Source organism: Ignavibacteriales bacterium, from assembly GCA_016709765.1.
In the GTDB taxonomy this organism is placed as follows: Bacteria; Bacteroidota; Ignavibacteria; order Ignavibacteriales; family Ignavibacteriaceae; genus IGN3.
This window is the reverse complement of the sequence record JADJMD010000009.1, coordinates 270,576-292,293: the sequence shown is the minus strand read 5'-3', so window position 1 is coordinate 292,293 and position 21,718 is coordinate 270,576. Positions and strand designations below refer to the sequence as shown.

The 21,718-nt window shown below is 33.9% G+C and carries 14 protein-coding genes and 2 tRNA genes; 6 read left to right on the top strand and 10 right to left on the bottom strand.

What is annotated here, in order from left to right:
* The first annotated feature begins 356 nt into the window (after window positions 1-356).
* From IPJ23_05255 to IPJ23_05235, 5 genes are all read left to right on the top strand, one after another.
* Window positions 357-494, top strand: a complete 138-nt coding sequence (locus tag IPJ23_05255; GenBank protein ID MBK7630096.1) for a hypothetical protein — start codon at window positions 357-359, stop codon at window positions 492-494.
* Complete coding sequence (locus IPJ23_05250; protein ID MBK7630095.1) at window positions 487-7,374, top strand: hypothetical protein; 6,888 nt, start codon at window positions 487-489, stop codon at window positions 7,372-7,374. The genes IPJ23_05255 and IPJ23_05250 overlap by 8 nt, the downstream gene beginning before the upstream one ends.
* 101 nt (window positions 7,375-7,475) lie before the next feature.
* Window positions 7,476-7,889 carry an Rrf2 family transcriptional regulator gene (locus IPJ23_05245; GenBank protein ID MBK7630094.1) on the top strand — a complete coding sequence of 138 codons (414 nt, stop codon included), beginning with the start codon at window positions 7,476-7,478 and terminating at the stop codon, window positions 7,887-7,889.
* Between the two features lie 20 nt (window positions 7,890-7,909).
* Complete coding sequence (locus IPJ23_05240) at window positions 7,910-9,442, top strand: aldehyde dehydrogenase family protein (protein MBK7630093.1); 1,533 nt, start codon at window positions 7,910-7,912, stop codon at window positions 9,440-9,442.
* A gap of 250 nt (window positions 9,443-9,692) precedes the next feature.
* On the top strand, window positions 9,693-10,418 hold the full coding sequence (locus tag IPJ23_05235; GenBank protein MBK7630092.1) for a hypothetical protein: 726 nt from the start codon (window positions 9,693-9,695) through the stop codon (window positions 10,416-10,418).
* On the opposite strand, the gene IPJ23_05230 is transcribed toward IPJ23_05235, so the two are convergent.
* Window positions 10,415-12,505, bottom strand: coding sequence for a carboxy terminal-processing peptidase (locus IPJ23_05230; protein ID MBK7630091.1), 2,091 nt, complete (start codon window positions 12,503-12,505; stop codon window positions 10,415-10,417). The genes IPJ23_05235 and IPJ23_05230 overlap by 4 nt on opposite strands.
* Window positions 12,506-12,713: 208 nt before the next feature.
* Between IPJ23_05230 and IPJ23_05225 the strand changes: the two genes are divergently transcribed.
* Window positions 12,714-13,229, top strand: a complete 516-nt coding sequence (locus IPJ23_05225; protein ID MBK7630090.1) for a hypothetical protein — start codon at window positions 12,714-12,716, stop codon at window positions 13,227-13,229.
* Window positions 13,230-13,231: 2 nt separating this feature from the next.
* Here the strand turns inward: IPJ23_05225 and IPJ23_05220 are convergent, their stop codons facing one another.
* The 9 genes from IPJ23_05220 to IPJ23_05180 form a co-directional block, all read right to left on the bottom strand.
* Entirely contained in the window at window positions 13,232-13,759 is a 528-nt protein-coding gene (locus IPJ23_05220) for a peroxiredoxin (GenBank protein ID MBK7630089.1), read from the bottom strand.
* Between the two features lies 1 nt (window position 13,760).
* Complete coding sequence (locus tag IPJ23_05215) at window positions 13,761-15,065, bottom strand: adenylosuccinate lyase (GenBank protein ID MBK7630088.1); 1,305 nt, start codon at window positions 15,063-15,065, stop codon at window positions 13,761-13,763.
* Entirely contained in the window at window positions 15,062-16,252 is a 1,191-nt protein-coding gene (locus IPJ23_05210; protein ID MBK7630087.1) for a trypsin-like peptidase domain-containing protein, read from the bottom strand. Before IPJ23_05210 ends, IPJ23_05215 begins: the two co-directional genes overlap by 4 nt.
* 4 nt (window positions 16,253-16,256) lie before the next feature.
* The gene (locus IPJ23_05205) at window positions 16,257-16,871 is read right to left on the bottom strand and encodes a glycerol-3-phosphate acyltransferase (protein ID MBK7630086.1); all 615 of its coding nucleotides are present in this window, start codon (window positions 16,869-16,871) and stop codon (window positions 16,257-16,259) included.
* Between the two features lie 80 nt (window positions 16,872-16,951).
* A complete protein-coding gene (locus IPJ23_05200) occupies window positions 16,952-17,281 on the bottom strand; it encodes a hypothetical protein (protein ID MBK7630085.1) in 330 nt (109 codons plus the stop codon).
* 202 nt (window positions 17,282-17,483) lie between these two features.
* A tRNA-Cys gene (locus IPJ23_05195) sits at window positions 17,484-17,557 on the bottom strand.
* A gap of 37 nt (window positions 17,558-17,594) precedes the next feature.
* A tRNA-Gly gene (locus tag IPJ23_05190) sits at window positions 17,595-17,667 on the bottom strand.
* 132 nt (window positions 17,668-17,799) lie between these two features.
* Window positions 17,800-19,395: a T9SS type A sorting domain-containing protein gene (locus IPJ23_05185; protein MBK7630084.1), complete on the bottom strand. Its 1,596-nt coding sequence runs from the start codon at window positions 19,393-19,395 to the stop codon at window positions 17,800-17,802.
* A gap of 227 nt (window positions 19,396-19,622) precedes the next feature.
* Entirely contained in the window at window positions 19,623-21,671 is a 2,049-nt protein-coding gene (locus IPJ23_05180) for a T9SS type A sorting domain-containing protein (GenBank protein ID MBK7630083.1), read from the bottom strand.
* Window positions 21,672-21,718 lie beyond the last annotated feature (47 nt).

Genomic DNA, 21,718 nt, shown 5'->3' with positions numbered 1-21,718 from the left:
ATTTCTTCAAATATTTTGATTATTCAACTAAAAATGACTAAATATTTGTAGATAATTTTCGGTAATTGTTAATAACATCAATTACTATACTTTATTAAGTAAATTTTATTCTTTTAAGATTTATGCAGATGCTTATATCATTCATTTTAGCCAGATTTAAAACTGGATTTTAGATTTGAATTTTTGAATAAGGGAGTGATCAAATCAGATATTTATATTTTAAGATGAATTTTTCTTCTGGATTTTTGATTATTAAAAATGATAAATCTTTCAATTTTGTACCTGTTTTTCTGAGAATGATAAGATCAAAATTTGTATCTAAACTTTCAAATAAACGAATAATATTTAGGAGAGTTATGAAAATTACTCATCAAATAGTCTTACCTGTTCTATGCTTTACAGAAATAAATCTAGTTCACAAAACTGTAAAGCTATTTAATGATTTTACTGAACTCATAATTAAACAATCAATTTTAGGAGAACATAATGATTAACAACTTACTGAAGCTTCTCTCTATCACCTTATTGCTTGGCTTGTTTATATTTTCGCAAGATACTTTTGCGCAATTAACAGGTACAAAAAATATTCCTGGTGATTATGCAACCCTTGCAGCTGCTATAACTGATTTAAATACTCAAGGTGTTGGTGCAGGTGGTGTAACAATAAATCTTCTTGTAGGTAATCCGGAAACGGCACCGATTGAAGGTTATATAATAGGAGGTAGTGGTTCGCTTTTACTTACTACCACAAGTGCTGCCAATCCTGTAGTTATAGATGGAAATGGCAATGTAATAACTGCAAATAGTGCGCTAACGGTGGGGGCTTTAAATGACGGAATATTTAAAATAATAGGTGCAGATTATATTACACTTAATGCTTTTAATATTACAGAAAATGCATCAAACACGATAACAGATGCTGCTACAAATAACATGACAGAATGGGGCATCGCGTTACTTTATGTTACAACTACAGATGGTGCACAGAATAATACGATAACAAATTGTAATATTGATTTGGATAGAACTTATCAGAATACATTTGGTATTTACAGTAACTCCACACATTCTGCTACTGCTGTTTCTACCTCAGTGCCTGCAACTGGTGCTGCCGGCGGCAATAGTAATTTAAAGCTTTTCATAAATACCATAACTGATGTCAATATTGGAATTGTTGTTGTTGGTCCAACTGCAGCAGCTGATATGAATGAAGGTCTAACTATTGGCGGCTCACTTCCACTTGCCAATACAATAACAAATTATGGTAGAACGGGAACATTTTCAAGTTATGCAAATGTCTCAGGAACGGTAAATGGTATTTTGGTACGTAATACAAAAGACTTTACCATTTCTTATAACACTATATCAAGTTCTATTGGTGGTGTAACGGCCGGGACTTTAAATGGTATTCAAATTCCTGCATTTTCAAGTGTGCCAACTGGTACATTTACAAATTCAATCAATAATAATAATATTTCTCTTCAAAGTGGTAATAGTAGTGGTTCAACATATGGAATCAACAATCCGAGTGGATCTGCCAGTACTACGTCAACGATTAACATTAATGATAATAATTTTTACGATTTCGGGCATACTGTTACAGCTACAGGTACGATATATTTTATACTTAATGCTGGAGTTCACTTATATCAAAATATTATAAATAATACATTTACAAATATTTCTGTAAACACTACAGGATCAGTTACTTTTATATCAAACAGTAATACATTACCTGCTAGTGGTGTTAAAAATGTTAACAGCAACTCAATTGTAACTGGTTTTAACAAAACAGGCGCAGGTGGAACTGTAACATTATTTACCGATAATGGTAGCGATCCAATTACAGCAACAAATAACACAAATAATAATAATTTTTCAAACATCACTGTTACTGGTGCAACAACTATTGCAGGATGGGGAAATACAAATGGTGGTTCACCAATTAAAAATGTTATAGGCAATACTTTTTCAAACTGGACAGGTGGAACAAACCCAGTTACTGGTTTGAATATTAATTATGACGGTGGAACTACAACAGCTAATCTAAATACCGTGAGTAATATAACAAGCGGTGGTGCGGTTACAGGAATTGCTTTCGGCAGTTCAGGAGCAGGTTTAACTTCTGCTTTACAAAACACTGTTTTCGGATTGTCAACTAGCGGAACCGGAGCTGTTTATGGTATCTCAGCTGCTGGTGGAAATCGTAATATTTCACGCAATAACATTTATAATTTAGAAAATACTAATGCAGGTGGAGTTGTAGCCGGAATGTTAGTTTCAAGCGGCACAAGTATATATTTATTTAATAATTTTATTAGCGATCTTAGAGCCCCAAATCTAAATGCCGCTAATTCACTTTTTGGTATAAATGTTTCTGGTGGCACAACTGTCGGATTATATCACAATACAATATTTCTAAATGCAACCAGTATTGGTGCTTTATTTGGAAGTTCAGGAATAAATGCCTCCACAACACCAACTCTTGATTTGCGTAATAATATTGTTGTTAATCTATCCACTCCAGTTGGAGCAACAGGATTTACAACTGCTTACAGACGAAGTACTACAACTTTAACAAGTTATGCATCAGCATCAAATAATAATTCATTTTATGCAGGTACTCCTGGAAGTAATAATTTAATCTTTTACGATGGTACAAATTCAGATCAAATAATTGGTGATTACAAAGGAAGAGTTGCCCCACGTGATGCAGCATCTTTCTCAGAAAACGTGCCTTTTGCAAATTCAACTACAGCACCTTATGATTTACATGTTAGCGCAATCACTTCGACACAGACTGAATCAGGTGGAGCGCCTGTAACAACACCAATAACAATTACTGATGACTATGACGGGAATCCAAGAAATGCTACAACACCTGATGTTGGTGCCGATGAGTTTGCAGGTGTTGGATTAGATCTTTCAGCTCCAATTATTTCTTATACTCCAATAACAAATTCTAGTTCTTTAACAAATAGAACTTTAGTTGCAAATGTAACGGATGCTAGTGGTGTTCCAACTACTGCACCGGGATATCCAAACTTATATTGGAAAATTAATTTTGCCGGAACCTATTCTGCAGTTACACCAACCACAGTAGTTGGAAGCGATTATACATTTGATTTTGGTTCTGGTGTGGTCTCAAATGACACAGTATATTATTACGTAGTTGCTCAGGATAATGCTACTATTCCTAATGTTGGGTCATTTCCTTCAGGCGGTGCAGGTGGATATACATCAAATCCTCCGGCAGCTAGCGTACCACCAACTTCACCAAGTTATTATTTAGTAACTCAAGATGGTTTATCCGGATCATACACTGTTGGATTAGCATTATTTAATAGAATATCCGGAAGAAATATTTCTTTTGAAAAGTCTACAAAAAGAGTAATGGTTGAAGTACCTCTAGAAGATAATTCAACAAATAAAACGAATCAAGTAGAACCAACAACCTCTAATATTAATGCTGGTACAAATACCAAGTTAGTAGAAGTTGAAGAAATTAGCTGGATTCCAATGGAAAACGGAACACATTTTATTGGTGATCTTTATTTAAAGAAGGCAGATAATGCCTTAGCTAACCTGCCCGAAGGAATTGAAGGAGTCTATGCTAACTTAACAGCTGCTGTAAATGATCTTAATTTACGTGGTGTAAGTGGAGCTACAACTTTCTTATTAGTTGATACCCTTTATTCAACTGAAACTTTTCCACTAATTGTTGATGTTACTAATACAGCAATTCCAACTAGTTCAAACACTGTCACTATAAAACCTAATACTGGAATCGTAGCAAGCGTTTCAGGTTTAGCAGCAAGCACTCAGATATTTAGAATACTCAATGACTATGTTACAATTGATGGCTCTAATTCTGGAACTGCAACAAGGGATTTGACTATTGAAAATCTAAGTGCAACAACTCCACAAGTAATATCTATTTCATCTGTGGGCACAGCAACAAGAACGAATGTAACCGTTAAAAACTGTAATTTGATTAATGGTATAAACACAAGCTCAGCTTTAGTATTAACAAATATAGCTGGTACAGCAGGCTATTTCAAAAATATAATGATCCAAAATAATAGCATTCAAAAAGCATATATAGGTGCTTTTTGTAATGCTGTTGTTGTACCTGGTAATGGAAGTGGAATATCTTTTACTCATAATAGTCTCAACACTTCTGGAACAAATGCAGTACGATTTACAGGCATTTATTTACAAGGTGTTGATAGTGCAATAATTTCTCAAAATCAAATAGCTAATTTTGATGGTGTCTCGGCAGAAGACGATCGTGGAATATGGTTGGCTACTGGTACCAGAAATACAGTTGTGGAACGTAACACTATTAATTCAATTAAATATACTGGTACAGGTGGTTATGGTGCATACGGTCTTGCTGTATCTACTGGAACAACAGATGCTAATATTACGATCCAGAACAATATGATTTCTGATATTTCTGGTGATGCTTGGGGAACAAGTATTTTAGGTGACAATCCTTTTGGAATGTATATCTTTAGTACTCAGACAGGCGTAAAAGTATATTATAATTCTATTTATTTATTTGGCAACACTCTCAATCGAGCCAATGCTATATCCGCTGGAATCGCACTAGGAACTGGAAGTACAGCTGATATAAAAAATAATATCATAGTTAATAATCTTGGCGCATTAACAACGCTTGGATTAAGCAGTATAGGTGTCTTTTTACAAACAAGTTCTACTCAATTAGAATCTTCTGATTATAATGATATTTATATAAATCCAAGTGGAACAATTGGTAAACTTATTGGCCAGATTGCTACTATAGGATATTCAACACTTTTGGATTGGCAAACAGCTTCTGTGCAGGACGCAAATTCTATCAGTGTTGATGCGACGTTCACAGATTCATTAAATCTACACATACCAAATGGAACAGTAACAGCATTAGAATCTGCTGGAACCCCTGTTGTTGGAATAACAACAGACATAGATGGTCAGACAAGAAATGCATCAACACCAGATATCGGTGCGGATGAATTTGCAGGAGTAAATCCGGCAGATGTACTAGCAGGTGATTATTTTATACCACAGGGTATAAATCCACAGGGATTTGCTACACTTGCTGATGCTATGGCAGCATTAAATTCCTTTGGTGTATCAAGTGCGGTTAGATTCTTAATTGATGATAATCTAAATGAAGTTGGTGCAAACCTTCTTATCACAAGAAGTGATTTGACTGAAACCAATAATTTAATCATCAAACCTGCTCCGACAAAAACTCCAACTATCACTATTACCGGCTGTGCAACTGCATCAGGCGCTACACAATATTCGGGAATAGCATACAGCGGTGCAAATTATATCACAATTGATGGATCAAATACTAATGGCGGAACAACTCGTGATTTAACAATTGCAATGAATGATAGCGTAAATGGCAGAATTGGAATCACATTATTTGGAAATACAGATTTTAATGTTGTAAAAAATACTAATATCATTTTCCAAAAAATCACAATTCTTAATTCTTCAACAAGAGGAGTTTATGCAAATGGACAGGCAAGTGGTGTTGCAGACAGTTTAATTGTTGAAAACTGTAAAATTGGTGATGATACTTATGCACCAGCTTATTCAGTAAGCATAACAGGATCTAGCGGTTCACTATTATACGCTTCAAAAATCTATATTAAAAATAATGAGCTACGCGGCGTGCTTAGATCAGTATATTTCTTCTATGGAGGAGCTGCAGGGACTGAATCTGAAATTAGTGGAAATATTATCAATCCAACTTATGCCCCTGTAACAGGTAATGTGGTATGGGGAATGTTGTTTAACACTTATGGTGGCACAGTAAACATACATAGCAATAAGATGCATCATTTAATCAGTGCTTCAACGGCAACAAATGGAGTATATGGAATAGGAACCCTAACTAGCCAGCCAGGAACAGTAGTAAACATCTACAACAACTTCCTTGGTGGTGATTTCCAACATACTGGAACAGGTATTCCTGCAAGTGTTGATGTGATATCATTCCAGGATAATATTCCACAGGCTAATGTATATCATAATACAATAGTACTTAATAATATAAACAAACCAACAGCACCAAGATTAACAGGTATCCGTTGGGGCGGAACAGCAAATGTTAACATAGAAAACAACATAGTAATAAATGAGAATGATGCTCCAACAGCTTTCGCACTTTATAGTGCTGGTGGAACATTCACTTCAAACTATAATGATTTATATGTATCCGGGGCAACTGCTAATATTGGTTTCTCTGGTGTTGCAAGACAATCTTTCCAAACGTGGCAGGATTCAACAGGTCAGGATGCAAATTCAGTAAACATTGCTGCTCCTTTCACAGCAGCTTTAGATTTCCACATTCCTGATGGAACACTTACCCCACTAGAATCAGGTGGGACTCCAACAGTATTAGTAACAACCGATATTGATGGAGATGTAAGAAATACAAGTACTCCAGATATTGGTGCAGATGAATTCGCAGGATTGCTTCAGATCAATGGGCCATCAAATCTAACAGCAGTAGCAGATACATTTGCAGTAGTTCTAAACTGGATGGATAACTCAACAAATGAATTAGGATTCTACGTCGAAAGAAAAGATGGAGATTCGCTAAGTGTAAATGCATTTGCAGTTATAGATACAGTTGGAGCTGATGTAGTTACTTATAATGATTTAGGAAGAACCCCAAATACAACCTATACATATAGAGTACAGGCATACAACTTACTTGGAGTATCACCATATAGTAACGTAGTAACCGCCACAACAATAGTTCCGGTAGAGCTAAGTTCATTTTCAGCTAATGTTGGGGATAAAGAAATCTCAGTAATGTGGACAACAGCCACAGAGCTAAACAACAGAGGCTTTGAACTAGAACGAAAGTTAGACGGAGAATGGCAGAAAGTAACCTTTATAGAAGGTAAGGGAACAACAACAGAAAAGAGTGATTATACATATTCCGATAAATTCAAGTACGATGGATTCCAGGGGACATTACAGTACAGACTAAAACAGATAGACTTTGATGGAACAATAACATATTCAAAGGCAATATCAGTAGAAGTTGATTTTACACCAAAAGAATATACATTGTATCAGAATTATCCGAATCCATTTAACCCTAGTACAACGATTAAATTTGCATTACCATTTGATAGTAATGTAAGAATAACGATATACAATCTATTAGGAGAGCAAGTAGCAATTCTATTTGATCAGGTAAAGGAAGTTGGATATCATAATGTGAGCTGGAATGCAGGCAGTCTTGCATCCGGAGTATACATATACACAATAGAGGCAAAATCACTAGATGGATTGAAGAACTTCAATTCTGTTAAGAAGATGACGCTGATTAAGTAAAATGTAGAAAAGTTCATTAAAAGCCGTCCAGCTGGGCGGCTTTTTTTTATTTGTTTTTTTTAATTTAATATGTTACACTTACTATAACAATTATAAAAATTATGTCCGCTTCAACAAAATTATCAACTTCCGTAAAGGCTTTATGCTATCTTGCTCAAGAAGCTAAACCTAAAAATAGTGCTGAGATCGCTGCATCAGTGGGAATAAACGCTTCAAAACTTAGAAAACTTCTCTCTTTGCTTGGTAAATCAGGAATTGTTAAAAGCGATAGCGGAATGCTTGGTGGCTTTTCTCTCGCAAAGAATCCAAATGAAATACACTTACAAGAAATATATTGTGCTATAGAAGATCGTAAAGCTTTTTATTTAAATGTTAACGATGATAAACTTGAAAAGAATAGTTCATCTGAAAAAATAAATTACTTCTTTCTCGATTTGTTTTCAGAAATTCAGGTGGAGATTGAAAATAAAATGACAGATATAACCTTAAAATCAATATTAGATAAAATTAAATAACAGTTAGAAGGAGTTACAAAATGGAATTCTTAAAAAATCTTGGTATCAAAGAAAAGAATTTTGGATCATCAACAGGAACTAAATGGAATGAAACAACAGATCAGGGTGAACTTAAGATATATTCACCAGCCACAGGTGAATTTATAGCGTCAGTTTATCAGGCATCAGAAACTGATCTTAACAAAGTGATGGCGACTGCAGAAGAAGCATTTAAATATTGGAGAACAGTTCCCGCACCAAAACGTGGTGAAATAGTCAGACAGATAGGTAATAAACTTCGCCAGCATAAAAAAGATCTTGGCTCTTTGGTTTCTTTTGAAATGGGTAAATCATTGCAGGAGGGAATGGGCGAAGTACAAGAGATGATTGATATTTGTGATTTTGCAGTAGGTCAATCAAGACAACTTTATGGTTTTACAATGCAATCCGAAAGACCAAATCACAGAATGTATGATCAATACCATCCATTAGGAGTTGTTTGTACAATTTCAGCATTTAATTTTCCTGTGGCAGTTTGGGCTTGGAACGCAATGTTAGCTGCAGTTTGTGGAGATGTAAACGTTTGGAAACCATCTTCAAAAGTTCCGCTATCTGCAATCGCTTGCCAGAATATTATAAAAGATGTTTTAGTTGAAAATAATTTACCTGAAGGAATATTTACACTTATAGTTGGTAAAGGATCTACAATTGGCGAGAAGATTTTAAATGATAAAAGAATTCCATTAATTTCTGTTACTGGTTCAACAAACGTTGGAAGACATGCAGGAGAAGTTATTGCTAAAAGATTTGGAAGAGCAATTCTTGAACTCGGTGGTAACAATGCAATTATTATGACTCCAGACGTTGATCTTAAAATGGCAATGCCTGCGGTTGTTTTTGGAGCTGTTGGAACTGCTGGACAACGCTGCACAACTACAAGAAGATTAATTGTACATGATTCAATCTATACTAAGGTAAAAGATTCATTAGTTAAAGCGTATAGCGGATTAAAAATTGGTAATCCACTTGATGAAAAAAATCATGTTGGTCCGCTTATAGACAAAAATGCTGTTAAAGATTTTACAAATGCGTTAAAACTTGTTATTGAAGAAGGCGGAAAAATTATTTATGGTGGAAATGTTCTTGAAGGTGATCAATACAAATCAGGTTCTTATGTTGTGCCCGCCATAGTGGAAGCTGAAAATCATTTTAAAATAGTTCAAGAGGAAACTTTTGCGCCTATTTTATATCTTATTAAATACAGTGGTGATGTTAAAAATGCTATCGAGTTACAAAATAGTGTTGTCCAAGGATTATCTTCATCAATCTTTACCAACAATATGAGAGAAGCAGAAATGTTTTTGTCAGCCGAAGGATCTGATTGTGGTATAGCTAATGTAAATATCGGAACATCGGGAGCAGAAATTGGCGGCGCATTTGGCGGAGAGAAAGAAACCGGAGGCGGCAGGGAATCCGGTTCTGATTCATGGAAAACATATATGAGAAGACAAACAAATACCATTAACTATGGAACCGCACTTCCATTGGCTCAGGGTATTAAGTTTGAGATATAATATCTCATTATTTTTTTGATGTAAAAAAAGGGAAGTAAGATTGTAAAAATTTACTTCCCTTTACTTTTTTTGCCTGGAATAAAATCAGAAATAATTACATGCATTAATTTCCTGCCTCATTATTTACGTTTATTCAAATAATAGTAAGAAATAATGTCTGACAGATTTGGTTGCTGAGAGATCAGTCTTCTCAATTACAATCCTGTTCTACTGGCCTGACATTTGCTTTATTGATATCAACATTATGAAAATGAACTTAGACATATCAAAAATAACTTCTTGCGGCTCCGATTGGGAGACCAATAGATACACATTTTTGCAGACTATGAGGCGATGGCAAAATGATATTAGGAAAAACAAACTTTTTCCTGCTTTAGATTATGCTTGGCAGCTGCAGAATAGATTCAATGATATTCTTTCAGAAAATATTGAGTCAAAATACTGGTTGGAAAAAGAAGTTAAAGGTGCATTTATTGACGACAGACTAGTGATCTTAGAAAAGGCACACCAAATAAGTTATCAGCTTGATAGATTAATTGACTTTGTGAAGTGGGGATTGAATGAGAATATTGATCTGTTAGATGAGGCTGAAATTATTAAACAATTTGTTTACGAGAACATAAAAGTTGTAGCTTGTTGTAATACAGATAAGTATAGAGGCAAAGGATACACGCTTGTACCAGATAATAAAATCAGTGCATATAAAATCTATTTATACGAACTTTCAATAAACTGGTCTATTGATGAACCAGTCGAATATTTAGATCTTGAATTGTTGCGTTCAATTCCATTTAAGCTGGTAAATGATAATCCGATTCAATTGATGAGTGATTTTATAAAACATTCTCAAAACCTATATGACCCAATGGTTTATATATGTGAAACTGAATTAGACTTTCCATTCAACGAAACACTTTTACCAATTGTAAAGACTAAGCTTTTAGATTCTATAAACGGTTTAATACCTTACATCTAACTAACGCTCATAAGAATATAGTCAGAAAGAATTTTAGCTGTTTCATCGAGAATAAAATCCTCTTTATCTTTCTTTACAGTTGGAACTTCATCGTCTAACAACTCGGCTTCATTTTGTTCTTGATTTATGCCATCCCTCTCATTTTTTCTTTTTTCTTCTTTTTGTTTTTCCTGTTTCCTGATTTCTTCATTCAATGATAAAAATGATTTTTTCTTATTCTCTTTATAGATATTTATATCCTCTAGCAGATTCTTAAAATCTTTGTCGGTTGAGACTCTATTTAAATGCTTAGTATTTAAATCGGGTATATATTTTGATAAATCAGAAAACTTATTAAAATCTGCGGACTTAATCTCATCCCAAGGTAAAGCGCTGGGCTCAGAACTTTCCCCAAAATCTTTAGGATCAATCATTGATGGGAAAGAGATATCCGGAACAACACCAAGATTTTGTGTACTACCTCCATTTATTCTATAGTACTTTGCTATGGTTAATTTTACTTGACCTAAATTCAAATTTTTTTGCGATGATAATCTGTTTAGATCAATTAAGTTCTGAACGGTGCCTTTGCCATAAGTTTGTTCACCAATAATAAATCCTCTTCCATAATCTTGAATTGCACCTGAAAATATTTCTGATGCGGAGGCGCTAAATCTATTTACCAAAACTGCCAATGGGCCATCATAAACAATCGAGGGATCAGGATCTTTGGCAATATCAATATTTCCATCTGAATTTTTAACTTGAACAACAGGTCCATTCTTTATAAATAAACCTGTTAATTCAATTGCTTCTTGGAGTGAACCTCCACCATCTTCACGTAAATCAATAATTACCCCATCAACATTTTCTGTTTTTAATGAATCCAAAATCTTTCTAACATCTTTGGTTGTACTTTTAAAATTACCATCACCATTTCTTTGGCCTTCGAAATCATTATAAAATTTCGGAATATCAATCACACCAATTCTATAAGGTTTTTCTTCATTAAGTAATTCCAAAACAGTTCCTTTTGCAGCCTGATCTTCTAGCTTAACTTTGTCACGTATTATTGCTATTTCGATAGGTTTTGCATTTAAATCGCTTCCTGCTTTTAGTAATTGTAATCTAACCAAAGTTCCTTTTGCGCCGCGTATTAATTTAACTGCGTCAGTAATTCTCCATCCAACAATATCTTCAAATTCTCCTTCTTCACCCTGTGCAACACCAATAATTTTGTCATCGGCTTTTAGTAATCCGCTTTTATCTGCTGGCCCACCGGGAATAATTTCTGCAACCTTTGTATAGTCATCTTCAGTTTGTAGTCTTGCGCCAATTCCTTCTAAAGAAAGACTCATATCTATTTTAAAGTTATCTGAGGTAACGGGCGAAAAATAATTTGTGTGTGGATCAATAGCTTCTGTAAATGAATTCATAGCAAGTTGAAAAACATCTTCAGAGTTATACTGATTTAAGAACTGCGCAAAGTTTTTATATCTCTTTTTAAGAGTCTTTTGAATGAACTCCCAATCCTTTCCATTCAATCTATAAGTCAATGCATCATTTTTCAATCGTTTGCGCCACAGTTCATTTAATTCGGATTTATTTATTGCCCAATCTGATTTATCGCGATCATACAAATAATTTTCGTCTATCGTATAATCAAATTCTGAATTTAGAAGGTCATCAATGTATACCATTCTTTCATTCAATCTTTTTATATAAACATTAAATACATCATAATAAAATTGAATGTCACCTTTAAACAAATTATCATCCAATTGATATTTTTCAGAATTAAATGATTCAATATCAGACAAAAGAAAATAGTTTTTTCCATGATCAAGAACATCCAAATATCTACTAAAGATATTGCTAGAAAGCGAATCATTTATTTGAAATTCCTTAAAATGATATCTAGTTAAAATTGAAGTGATCAACTGATTTTCTAATTGATATTGACTTGCCGGTTTTAAAATCGTTAGACTGTCTGTTGAAGATGGGATTGATACATTTTTGAAAGTATTTCCTGAAAAAACACTGATTGAAATAAATACAATCGCCAAAAACTCGATGCTGCGTATCTTTTTACTTTGTTCTTTGATCATTTAACTCTTTCTTGATGCTAACTTGAAAACTTTATTTAAAATATTGATTTTGCCTGTTATAAATATATAAATACTCAAATATTTTCAAGCTAATAAGACTATACTTAGATTAAATGTGTTCCCTAACAATTATTGATTTGGTTTTATAGAAATGGACAAAATATTCTATAAATTTTAACTGTGAAAAAATTCAGATTGGTAAAAGGATATGGTAAAATCTAGAGAAATATTAAGAAGAAAATCTCAAATCTCAGATACTTTAAGCGCATCAGTAGAAGACATTTTTGCAGAAATCGAAAATGAAATTGATCATAAAGATGAAATTGAAGTACTTGACCGAAATGGAAAAAAGATAATTGTATTTAATGATCCATTATATTCTCGCGAGCCAAGAAGTACTGTTAATTATTCAATATTTAGAGGTAAATGGGAATTTGAACCACTCGAGGATATCGATGAAAATGATTCAGACAAAAGTGCAATTCAATTTAAACCTTTAAGTGATTCCGCAGAAGTTATTATTGCATTCAAATCTATTAAAGATCGTGTAGAGTTTATGAACTCAATCTACTCGAGTGAAGAAATGAAGCAGGTTGGAAGCGGAATGAGCCTTGAGAAATTTGCTAACTCCAAAGTTTTAAAAACTACAGGTGGATTACTTGGATTGACAATGGCGGGATACGGATTGTATAAAATGTTTACTAAAAAAGAAGATGATAAATAATTCTAGTTTAACTTAATTGCTAGATTAAAAACATCTTCTGCGTGTGTTTCTAAATCAACATCGAGTAAAATATTTGCAATATTGCCTTGTTTATCAATTATAAATGTTATTCGAGAATCTATTCCAATTGTATTTAACACACCATAGGCTTTGCTAACTTCTTTCATTTCATCAGAAAGAAGAGGGAAGTTGAGGTTGTGATCGTCGATAAACTCTTTAATTGATTCCTTAGAATCAACACTGATTCCCAAAACAGCAACGTTATTTTCTTCAAATATTTTGAACGAATCACGAATGTCGCAGGCTTGTTTAGTGCAACCTGGTGTGTTTGCTTTTGGATAGAAGTAAATTACAACAGGTTTTTTTTCTCTATAGTCTGACAATTGAAAATAATTTCCATCAGAATCCTGCAAAGTAAAATCTGGAGCTGCATTTCCTATATCTAAATTATCTGCATTACCACCACAGCTTTGCAATATTATGAATGCTGCGACGATAGTTGCGATTGTCAAGAAATTAAAAAGTTTCATATTAATCCTTAATTAGAACTGTTCTCTTAAAAATAAACTCAACATTTTTCAACATATTTTTGTTTTCAAATATCTCATTTAATTCTTCAACGGAAATATATTTACGAAGTTCATCTGAGTTAGCCAGTTCATCTTTCAAATTTAATTTATCATCCTGCCAAACTTTCATAGCTGAATCTTGTACGATTCTATATGCATCTTCCCTTGAGATACCTTTAGTAACAAGTTTTAATAGTATCGTTTGAGAAAAGACCAATCCTCTTGTTAGATTAAGATTTTTAATCATATTTTCTGGATAAATTAAAAGTCTTGATATTAGTTTCACCATAAGATCAAGCATATAATCTAAAGCTATGCAGCTATCCGGAACAATAATTCTTTCAACTGATGAATGTGAAATATCGCGCTCATGCCACAAAGCAACATTTTCTAAAGCGGCAATAGAGTTGCTGCGAAGAACTCTTGCCAAGCCAGTTATTCGTTCACTAACAATTGGATTACGTTTATGAGGCATTGCTGAAGAACCCTTTTGCCCCTTTGAAAAATATTCTTCCGCTTCAAGTACTTCTGTTCTTTGTAAATGCCGAATTTCAACAGATATTTTTTCTAAAGTTGCACCAACAATAGCAAGAGTTGTTAAAAACTCAGCGTGTCTATCTCTTTGAATTACCTGAGTTGAAACCGAAGCAGGTTTTAATCCCATTTTGTCACAAACGTACTCTTCAACTTTTGGCGATAAGTGTTCAAAGGTTCCCACAGCTCCAGAGATTTGACCAACGCTAATTATCTCGATAGCACTTTGTAATCTTTTTATGTTTCTTTTTGTTTCTTCATACCACAAAGCAAACTTTAATCCCATGGATGTTGGTTCAGCGTGTATTCCGTGTGATCTACCAACACAAACAGTATTTTTATGCTCAATAGCTCTTACTTTTAAGGCATCTTTAAGTTCATATAATCTTTTTAAGAGTAACTCACCAGCAGTCTTCATTTGATAGGAGAGAGTTGTATCTAAAATATCTGAAGAAGTCATTCCATAATGAATGTGTCGTGATTCTGGCCCAACATATTCAGCAACGTTTGTTAAAAAAGCAATTACATCGTGTTTAGTTGTTTCTTCAATTTCTAGTATTCTCTTAACATCAAAATCAGCTTTCTTACGGATTATATCCACATCACTTTTGGGAATTTCGTTCATCTCAGCACGAGCTTCACAAGCAAGAATTTCAATTTGTAACCAAGTATCAAACTTAAATTTATCTTCCCAAATATTTCCCATTTCGGGAAGCGTATATCTCTCTATCATTTATTTCTCTCCAATTTCATTTTTTTTGTTAACTCAGCGTTTTCCCGAATAATTTTTACTTCTATTACTTGTCCTGCTCTAAATTCCTGGAAAACTCCAAAGATGGTTTGTTCATTACTGATTTTGAATCCATCAATTTCCAGAATAATATCGCCGCTTTTTAATCCTGCACCGGCTGCCGGTGTATTAGGTAAAACTTTAGTAATTATTACACCCTTATTACTTTTCAAATCGTAATAACTAACTATGCCAGCATCAATAGACTGGATGCTCATACCGATTTGAAAATCTCTATCAATCTTTCCATTTTCTTTAAGTTCTGTAACAATCTTTTTTACTTTATCAATTGGAATAGCAAAACCAAGTCCTATATTTCCTTGAACACCATTGGCAGTATAAATTAATGTATTCATTCCAATAACTTCTCCAATTGAATTCACTAATGCTCCACCGCTATTTCCACCATTAATTGCAGCATCTGTCTGAATCATATTTAAATAATACCGCTCGTTAATTGGTTCAAGATTCATTCCTGTTGCACTGATTACACCCACGGTAACGGTTGGTTTATCATTGAGTTCAAATAATCCAAATGGATTTCCTAATGCGATTACCCATTCACCAATAATAATATCTTTGGAATTTCCTAACTCAACGAAGGGAAGATTATTACCATCAATTTTAAGTAAACATATATCTGATACAGGATCTGAACCGACAATTTTAGCTTCATGGTGGCTGCCATCCGTCATTGTAATTGTAATTTCAGTTGCGTTACCCGCAACGTGATCGTTTGTTACGATATATCCATCTGGCGAGATAATATATCCTGAACCTAATCCTTGAACTTTCTGACTGGAATTACCTCTGTTGCCAAAAAACTGTTTAAAGAAAGGATCATCAAAAAAAGAGCTAAAAGGATCTCTGTATTTTCTGATTTCTATTACATTTATTCCTACTATTGCAGGACTTACCTTTTTAACAGTGCTAGTAATAATATTTTCTCTTGAATTGGTAATCTCATCATTAAATTTTTTCGACTGTTCAAAAGATGCGAGTGAAACATTTTTAGAATTTGTGGTGGCAAAAAAATTATCTGGTAGTTTTGAGTTTAGATAAAAAAATGAAGTTGAAAATAAAATTGTTAGAACAACGATAGTTGAGACAAATGCTTTTCTGGTAATCATATCTTTAATTGTTTTTGTTTGATAGAATTTTGTGTAATGGTTCAATATGTTTAATAAAAATTATCAATAATCCTGCGGAAGTAAAAAGTAATAATTCGTTCACTAAAACCGGTTGGGGATAAGCGAATTGAATTAAGTATTTATAAAATGATAAAATGGAAAGTAATGACAAAACTGTAGCAAAAATATTTGCAATGTGAATATCTTTTTTTATGAAATGAACTAATATCCAAAATATTATCCAGGCGACTAGCAATACCGGAAAGATAACCACACTTCCGCCTGCAGCAGTTGCCAATCCTCTGCCGCCTTTAAACCCTAACCAGGGATTAAAGCAATGGCTAAATACAGCGAAAAGAACCGAAAGGGAGGCGATGAAAAATGATGATTCGAATAAAAACAAAACTACAAAAACTGGGATCATTCCTTTTAGAAAATCAATTATTAAAACTAAGATTCCGATTAATTTTGAATTAGTAACCTCATAAGAATTCATTGCTCCAACATTGCCTGTCCCTGCTTGAGTAATATCAATTCCGCTTGTTTTTTTAAGCAAAATATAAGCAGTCGGAATTGATCCAAACAAATATCCTATAACAGCACTAAATAAATATTGCATATAAATACATTGTTTAACGTATTAAAAATAAGAAAAAAAAGTTATTTAGGTTAGGGAATTGATGTGATAATTGTTGTGAATCAATAAAAAGCCATTTTATGACTCTCATTGATAATATTTCCAGCTTTATCACGAAGATTATTAATAATAATCATATAAGATGACTGTGGAATGTATCTTTCCGTGTATAAGACAACGGCAGTATCACCAGGAACAATTCCTACTTTGTAAATTGCAATTGGTGTGGCTTCATCACGATAAATAACGTAGTTATTTATATTAAAAATGCCTTCACGAGACATTGGTTCGTTGAATTTAACTAGAACCTTAGAGGTATCAGACTGTTGCTGAGAAAAAAGATTAGTTGATGTAATTACAATAAGTAATAAAAAGAAAGATATTTTAAACATTTGATGAAATTAAAATAGTTTGATTTAATCCATATTACCAATGTAATGCCAATAAATTATTAAAAAATGTCGCTAGAAACGATTAATTTCTAAATTTAAATCTCAAATGAAGAGATTAAAAAAAATGTTACAAATGAATACAAAATTATTTTGGTCGGTTAGGAGTTAAATTATAAAGGAAAATAGAATTGAAGTAAATTTGAGGCGCCGGTCGGATTCGAACCGACGAATAAAGGTTTTGCAGACCTTCCCCTTAAGCCACTTGGGTACAGCGCCAAATATAAAAAATAAAATCCACTTTAAGTGGATTTAGAGCGGGAAACGGGACTCGAACCCGCGACATCAACCTTGGCAAGGTTGCGCTCTACCAACTGAGCTATTCCCGCGTACAATAAACTTAAAACATAGTCTAAAAAAGACGAGCGAAATATAATATTGTGCTCTCATTTATGCAATATTCTTGGCATAAAAAGAGCCGCAAGAAGCGGCCCTTTTTTGAAAATAAAATTGAATGAAAGTTATTTCATCAACATCATTTTTTTAACACTTGAGTACTGAGCAGTTTCAATTTTGTATAAATACATTCCACTTGGTAGTGATGATGCATCTAAAGTAACATTGAAGGAACCTGCACCTCTATTTTCACTAACAAGAACTTTTACTTCTTCACCCAATAAATTGTAAACAGCTAATTTAACAAATGATGGTTCAGCAAGTGAAAAATTAATTGTCGTTGTTGGGTTAAATGGATTAGGATAATTCTGGTCTAATGCAAATTCCAATGGAGCAGTTACGTCAACAAATATTTCGTTGCTGTATTCAAATGCACCATTAAAATCAACTTGTTTTAATCTATATGTGTAGTTACCTATTTGAGCATTAGCATCTGTGAATGAATATTCTTTTCTCTCGGTAGTTGTTCCATTACCTTGAACGTGACCGATTGTAATAAACTGACCATCAGCGATTTTTCTTTCAACTTCAAAACCCTGATTGTTCAGTTCAGTTGCAGTTGTCCAATTAAGAATAACATTTCCATTATTAACATTTGCAGAAAATGATGTTAACTCTACTGGTACTACTCCTACATATTTCAAAACAACGCCGCTACCACCGCCAGCAAACCCTAGATTTGCATCAATAAATTGTAAATGTTGTACACCTAAAGATGTTGCAGAAGCAGGTATTGTTTCCTGATTCCATGTAGTTCCAAAATTAGTGGTTGCATAAATCATATATGATGTTCCGCTGTTAAAGACGACACGGATTAAATTTGATCCATCTTTTAGTGCATTCATATTTATAACAGCAAAAGTCGTAAGAGCTGATGGAGGTGAAACAGCAGTCCAGCTAACACCACCATTCGTTGTTTTTACAACAGTCCCATTGTTTGAACCTGCCATTCCATTATTATTGTCAGTCATTCCAATAGCTTGATAGTATAATCCTTGAGTTGTTCCGACACCAGTAACCGTTGCTGAATTCCAGGTTCCATTGAAACCAGTAGTAGTGTAATAAATTTTACAAGTAGTTGAACTTGCAGTTGTGTTTGCGGATCCAACCCAGAAATGATTCTGATCAGTCCAATCCCAAGCATTGATAACACCAAATTCATTTGTTGCAATTGGTGAATTTGTTGCCAATGTCCATGTTGTACCACCATCGGTAGTAAATCTATTTTGGTATGGTGCACTGTTACCTGTTGGGTCACCAGTATAAACACCATTATTAGCATCAAACATATGAATACCATTGATAAAGCTGCCTGCAACACTAACTTGAAGAATCCAATTTACACCGCCATTGGAAGTTCTGTAAATAGCACCTGCCGTTGTACCAACCCAGCAATTGCTTGTATCTGTAGCTGCTATACCATAAAGATTAACAGCAGGAACACCTGTATTTCTCAAACTCCAAGTTGTCCCAGCATCAGTTGAACGAAATACTGAACCACCATCGCAGCAAACCCATAAAACACTTGCATCAACAACAGAAATTGAATTAATATTTGCAACATTTGGAAGAGTTGTAACTTCTTGCCAGCCAATTTGAGCAAAACTAATTGTACTAAAAATGACTATTACGAAAAAAGAAGTGTAAATATATTTAATCATAAGAACCTCCTGTAAAATAATAAAATGAATCTGACTATAAGTTAAGCAATTGAATAACTAGTTTTTATCTGAGTAAATATTAGCACAGTAAAAGGAAATAATCAATATGTAGCAATAATATTTTTGATAATAGATGTTTATTAAATATAATTTAAAAGGAAGGTTAGATGATAAATAAAAAGAGCCGCAAGAAGCGGCCCTTTTTTGAAAATAAAATTGAATGAAAGTTATTTCATCAACATCATTTTTTTAACACTTGAGTACTGAGCAGTTTCAATTTTGTATAAATACATTCCACTTGGTAGTGATGATGCATCTAAAGTAACATTGAAGGAACCTGCACCTCTATTTTCACTAACAAGAACTTTTACTTCTTCACCCAATAAATTGTAAACAGCTAATTTAACAAATGATGGTTCAGCAAGTGAAAAATTAATTGTCGTTGTTGGGTTAAATGGATTAGGATAATTCTGGTCTAATGCAAATTCCAATGGAGCAGTTACGTCAACAAATATTTCGTTGCTGTATTCAAATGCACCATTAAAATCAACTTGTTTTAATCTATATGTGTAGTTACCTATTTGAGCATTAGCATCTGTGAATGAATATTCTTTTCTCTCGGTAGTTGTTCCATTACCTTGAACGTGACCGATTGTAATAAACTGACCATCAGCGATTTTTCTTTCAACTTCAAAACCCTGATTGTTCAGTTCAGTTGCAGTTGTCCAATTAAGAATAACATTTCCATTATTAACATTTGCAGAAAATGATGTTAACTCTACTGGTACTACAGATAATAATTCCAATGAATAATCATCAAAATACATTTCATCATTTGCAGTTGCACCAAAGAAATCATTTGCATCCAAAGTCAATGGGCATCCAGAACCAATTGAGCCAAGTGTCCACTGCCATGTATGAACAGAAGTGCCATTAATTATTAATTCAGATAGATTTGCATCTAAATCAACTATATGCTCAACTAAGAACCAAGTAGCTGGTGGATAAGTAGCACTTACTATAGCTGTTGCAGAACCAGCAAAAACGCTGCAAACACCTGTTGTATTAAAATATACATCTAAACCCCAAGAGCTGTTCGATCCAGCAAATGTAGCTAATGTATTGAAGTAACCAGCTTTTCCTGCAGGAATATATGCTTGGAAGCTCATCTTATATTTTCCAGTTGTAAAAGCTGTTCCAAAATCTTTAACTAAATCATCATTAAAAATAACTTTTGCTGAATTTGTACCACTATAAGCAAAAGCACTTGAAACTTCTGCATCTTCAGCACCACAAGGTGCATTACTCCATGTAGTCCAAGCTGTAGGATTTGAACACGCAACTAAATTGCCAGCTGTATATGCATCAAAATTATCAAAGAATACAGGAGGAGCATTTGTAGTTGTCAATTCATAACCAAAGAATGAGTTAGGTGTTCCTTGCAACACGCCGCCCATTGTTGCTTCACCAGGAATTAATTGGTCTGTAATAAACATACCGCCTGCAATTCCTGTTGTTGTTGGTTGACCAACGCCAACATCTGTCATAACATCATGTTGAACACCGGTATATGTTCCGGTATTAAAATCCATTTGTTGGATAATCTGAGGTGTTCCGGCTCCAAGTCCCTGACCCCAAACCCATAAAAATGGACCTCCAGCAGACCACTTATCGTATGCAATTCCATAAACACCTGTAACAGTACTTGGTATAGTTCTTAATAAAACACCTGTCATACTGAATTCATAGAAATTCAAATTTGGGGCAGTCCAGTTTCCACCGATTAATGAGCCATTGCCTCCATCACCGTCCGGATTATAAGTCATCGATCTGAAACCATTTGGAGCGCCAACAACAGAAACTGTACCAACAACAGTTCTGGTTACTGGATCAACTATTTGAACTGTAGTTGTGGAATTACAACAATAAATAAATGTACCATCAAATACCATATTTCTAGTGCCAGTAAATGGCAAAGTGAATTCCATATCTAATGTACCATCCATATTCCACTGATGTGCAAGGGCAGTAGCCCATCTGCTTGTCCAGAACTTGTTTAAAGAGGGGATATAAACAGCCCCTGTACTACCACCAAGTAAAGTAACTGTAGCAGCATCATAATTAAATTCAACATCCCAGGTTGCTTCAATTGGCGTTTGGGTTTGCTTAACCTGCTCTAAATTTGGACTAACTTCCATACTTGAAGTTTGGGGGAAAATATTAATTCCCAAAAGCAAAGCACTTAGGAGAGAAACAGTAAAGATTCTTTTAAACATAACACCTCCGAATAATTTGAAATGAAATAATTAGAACATTGATCTTT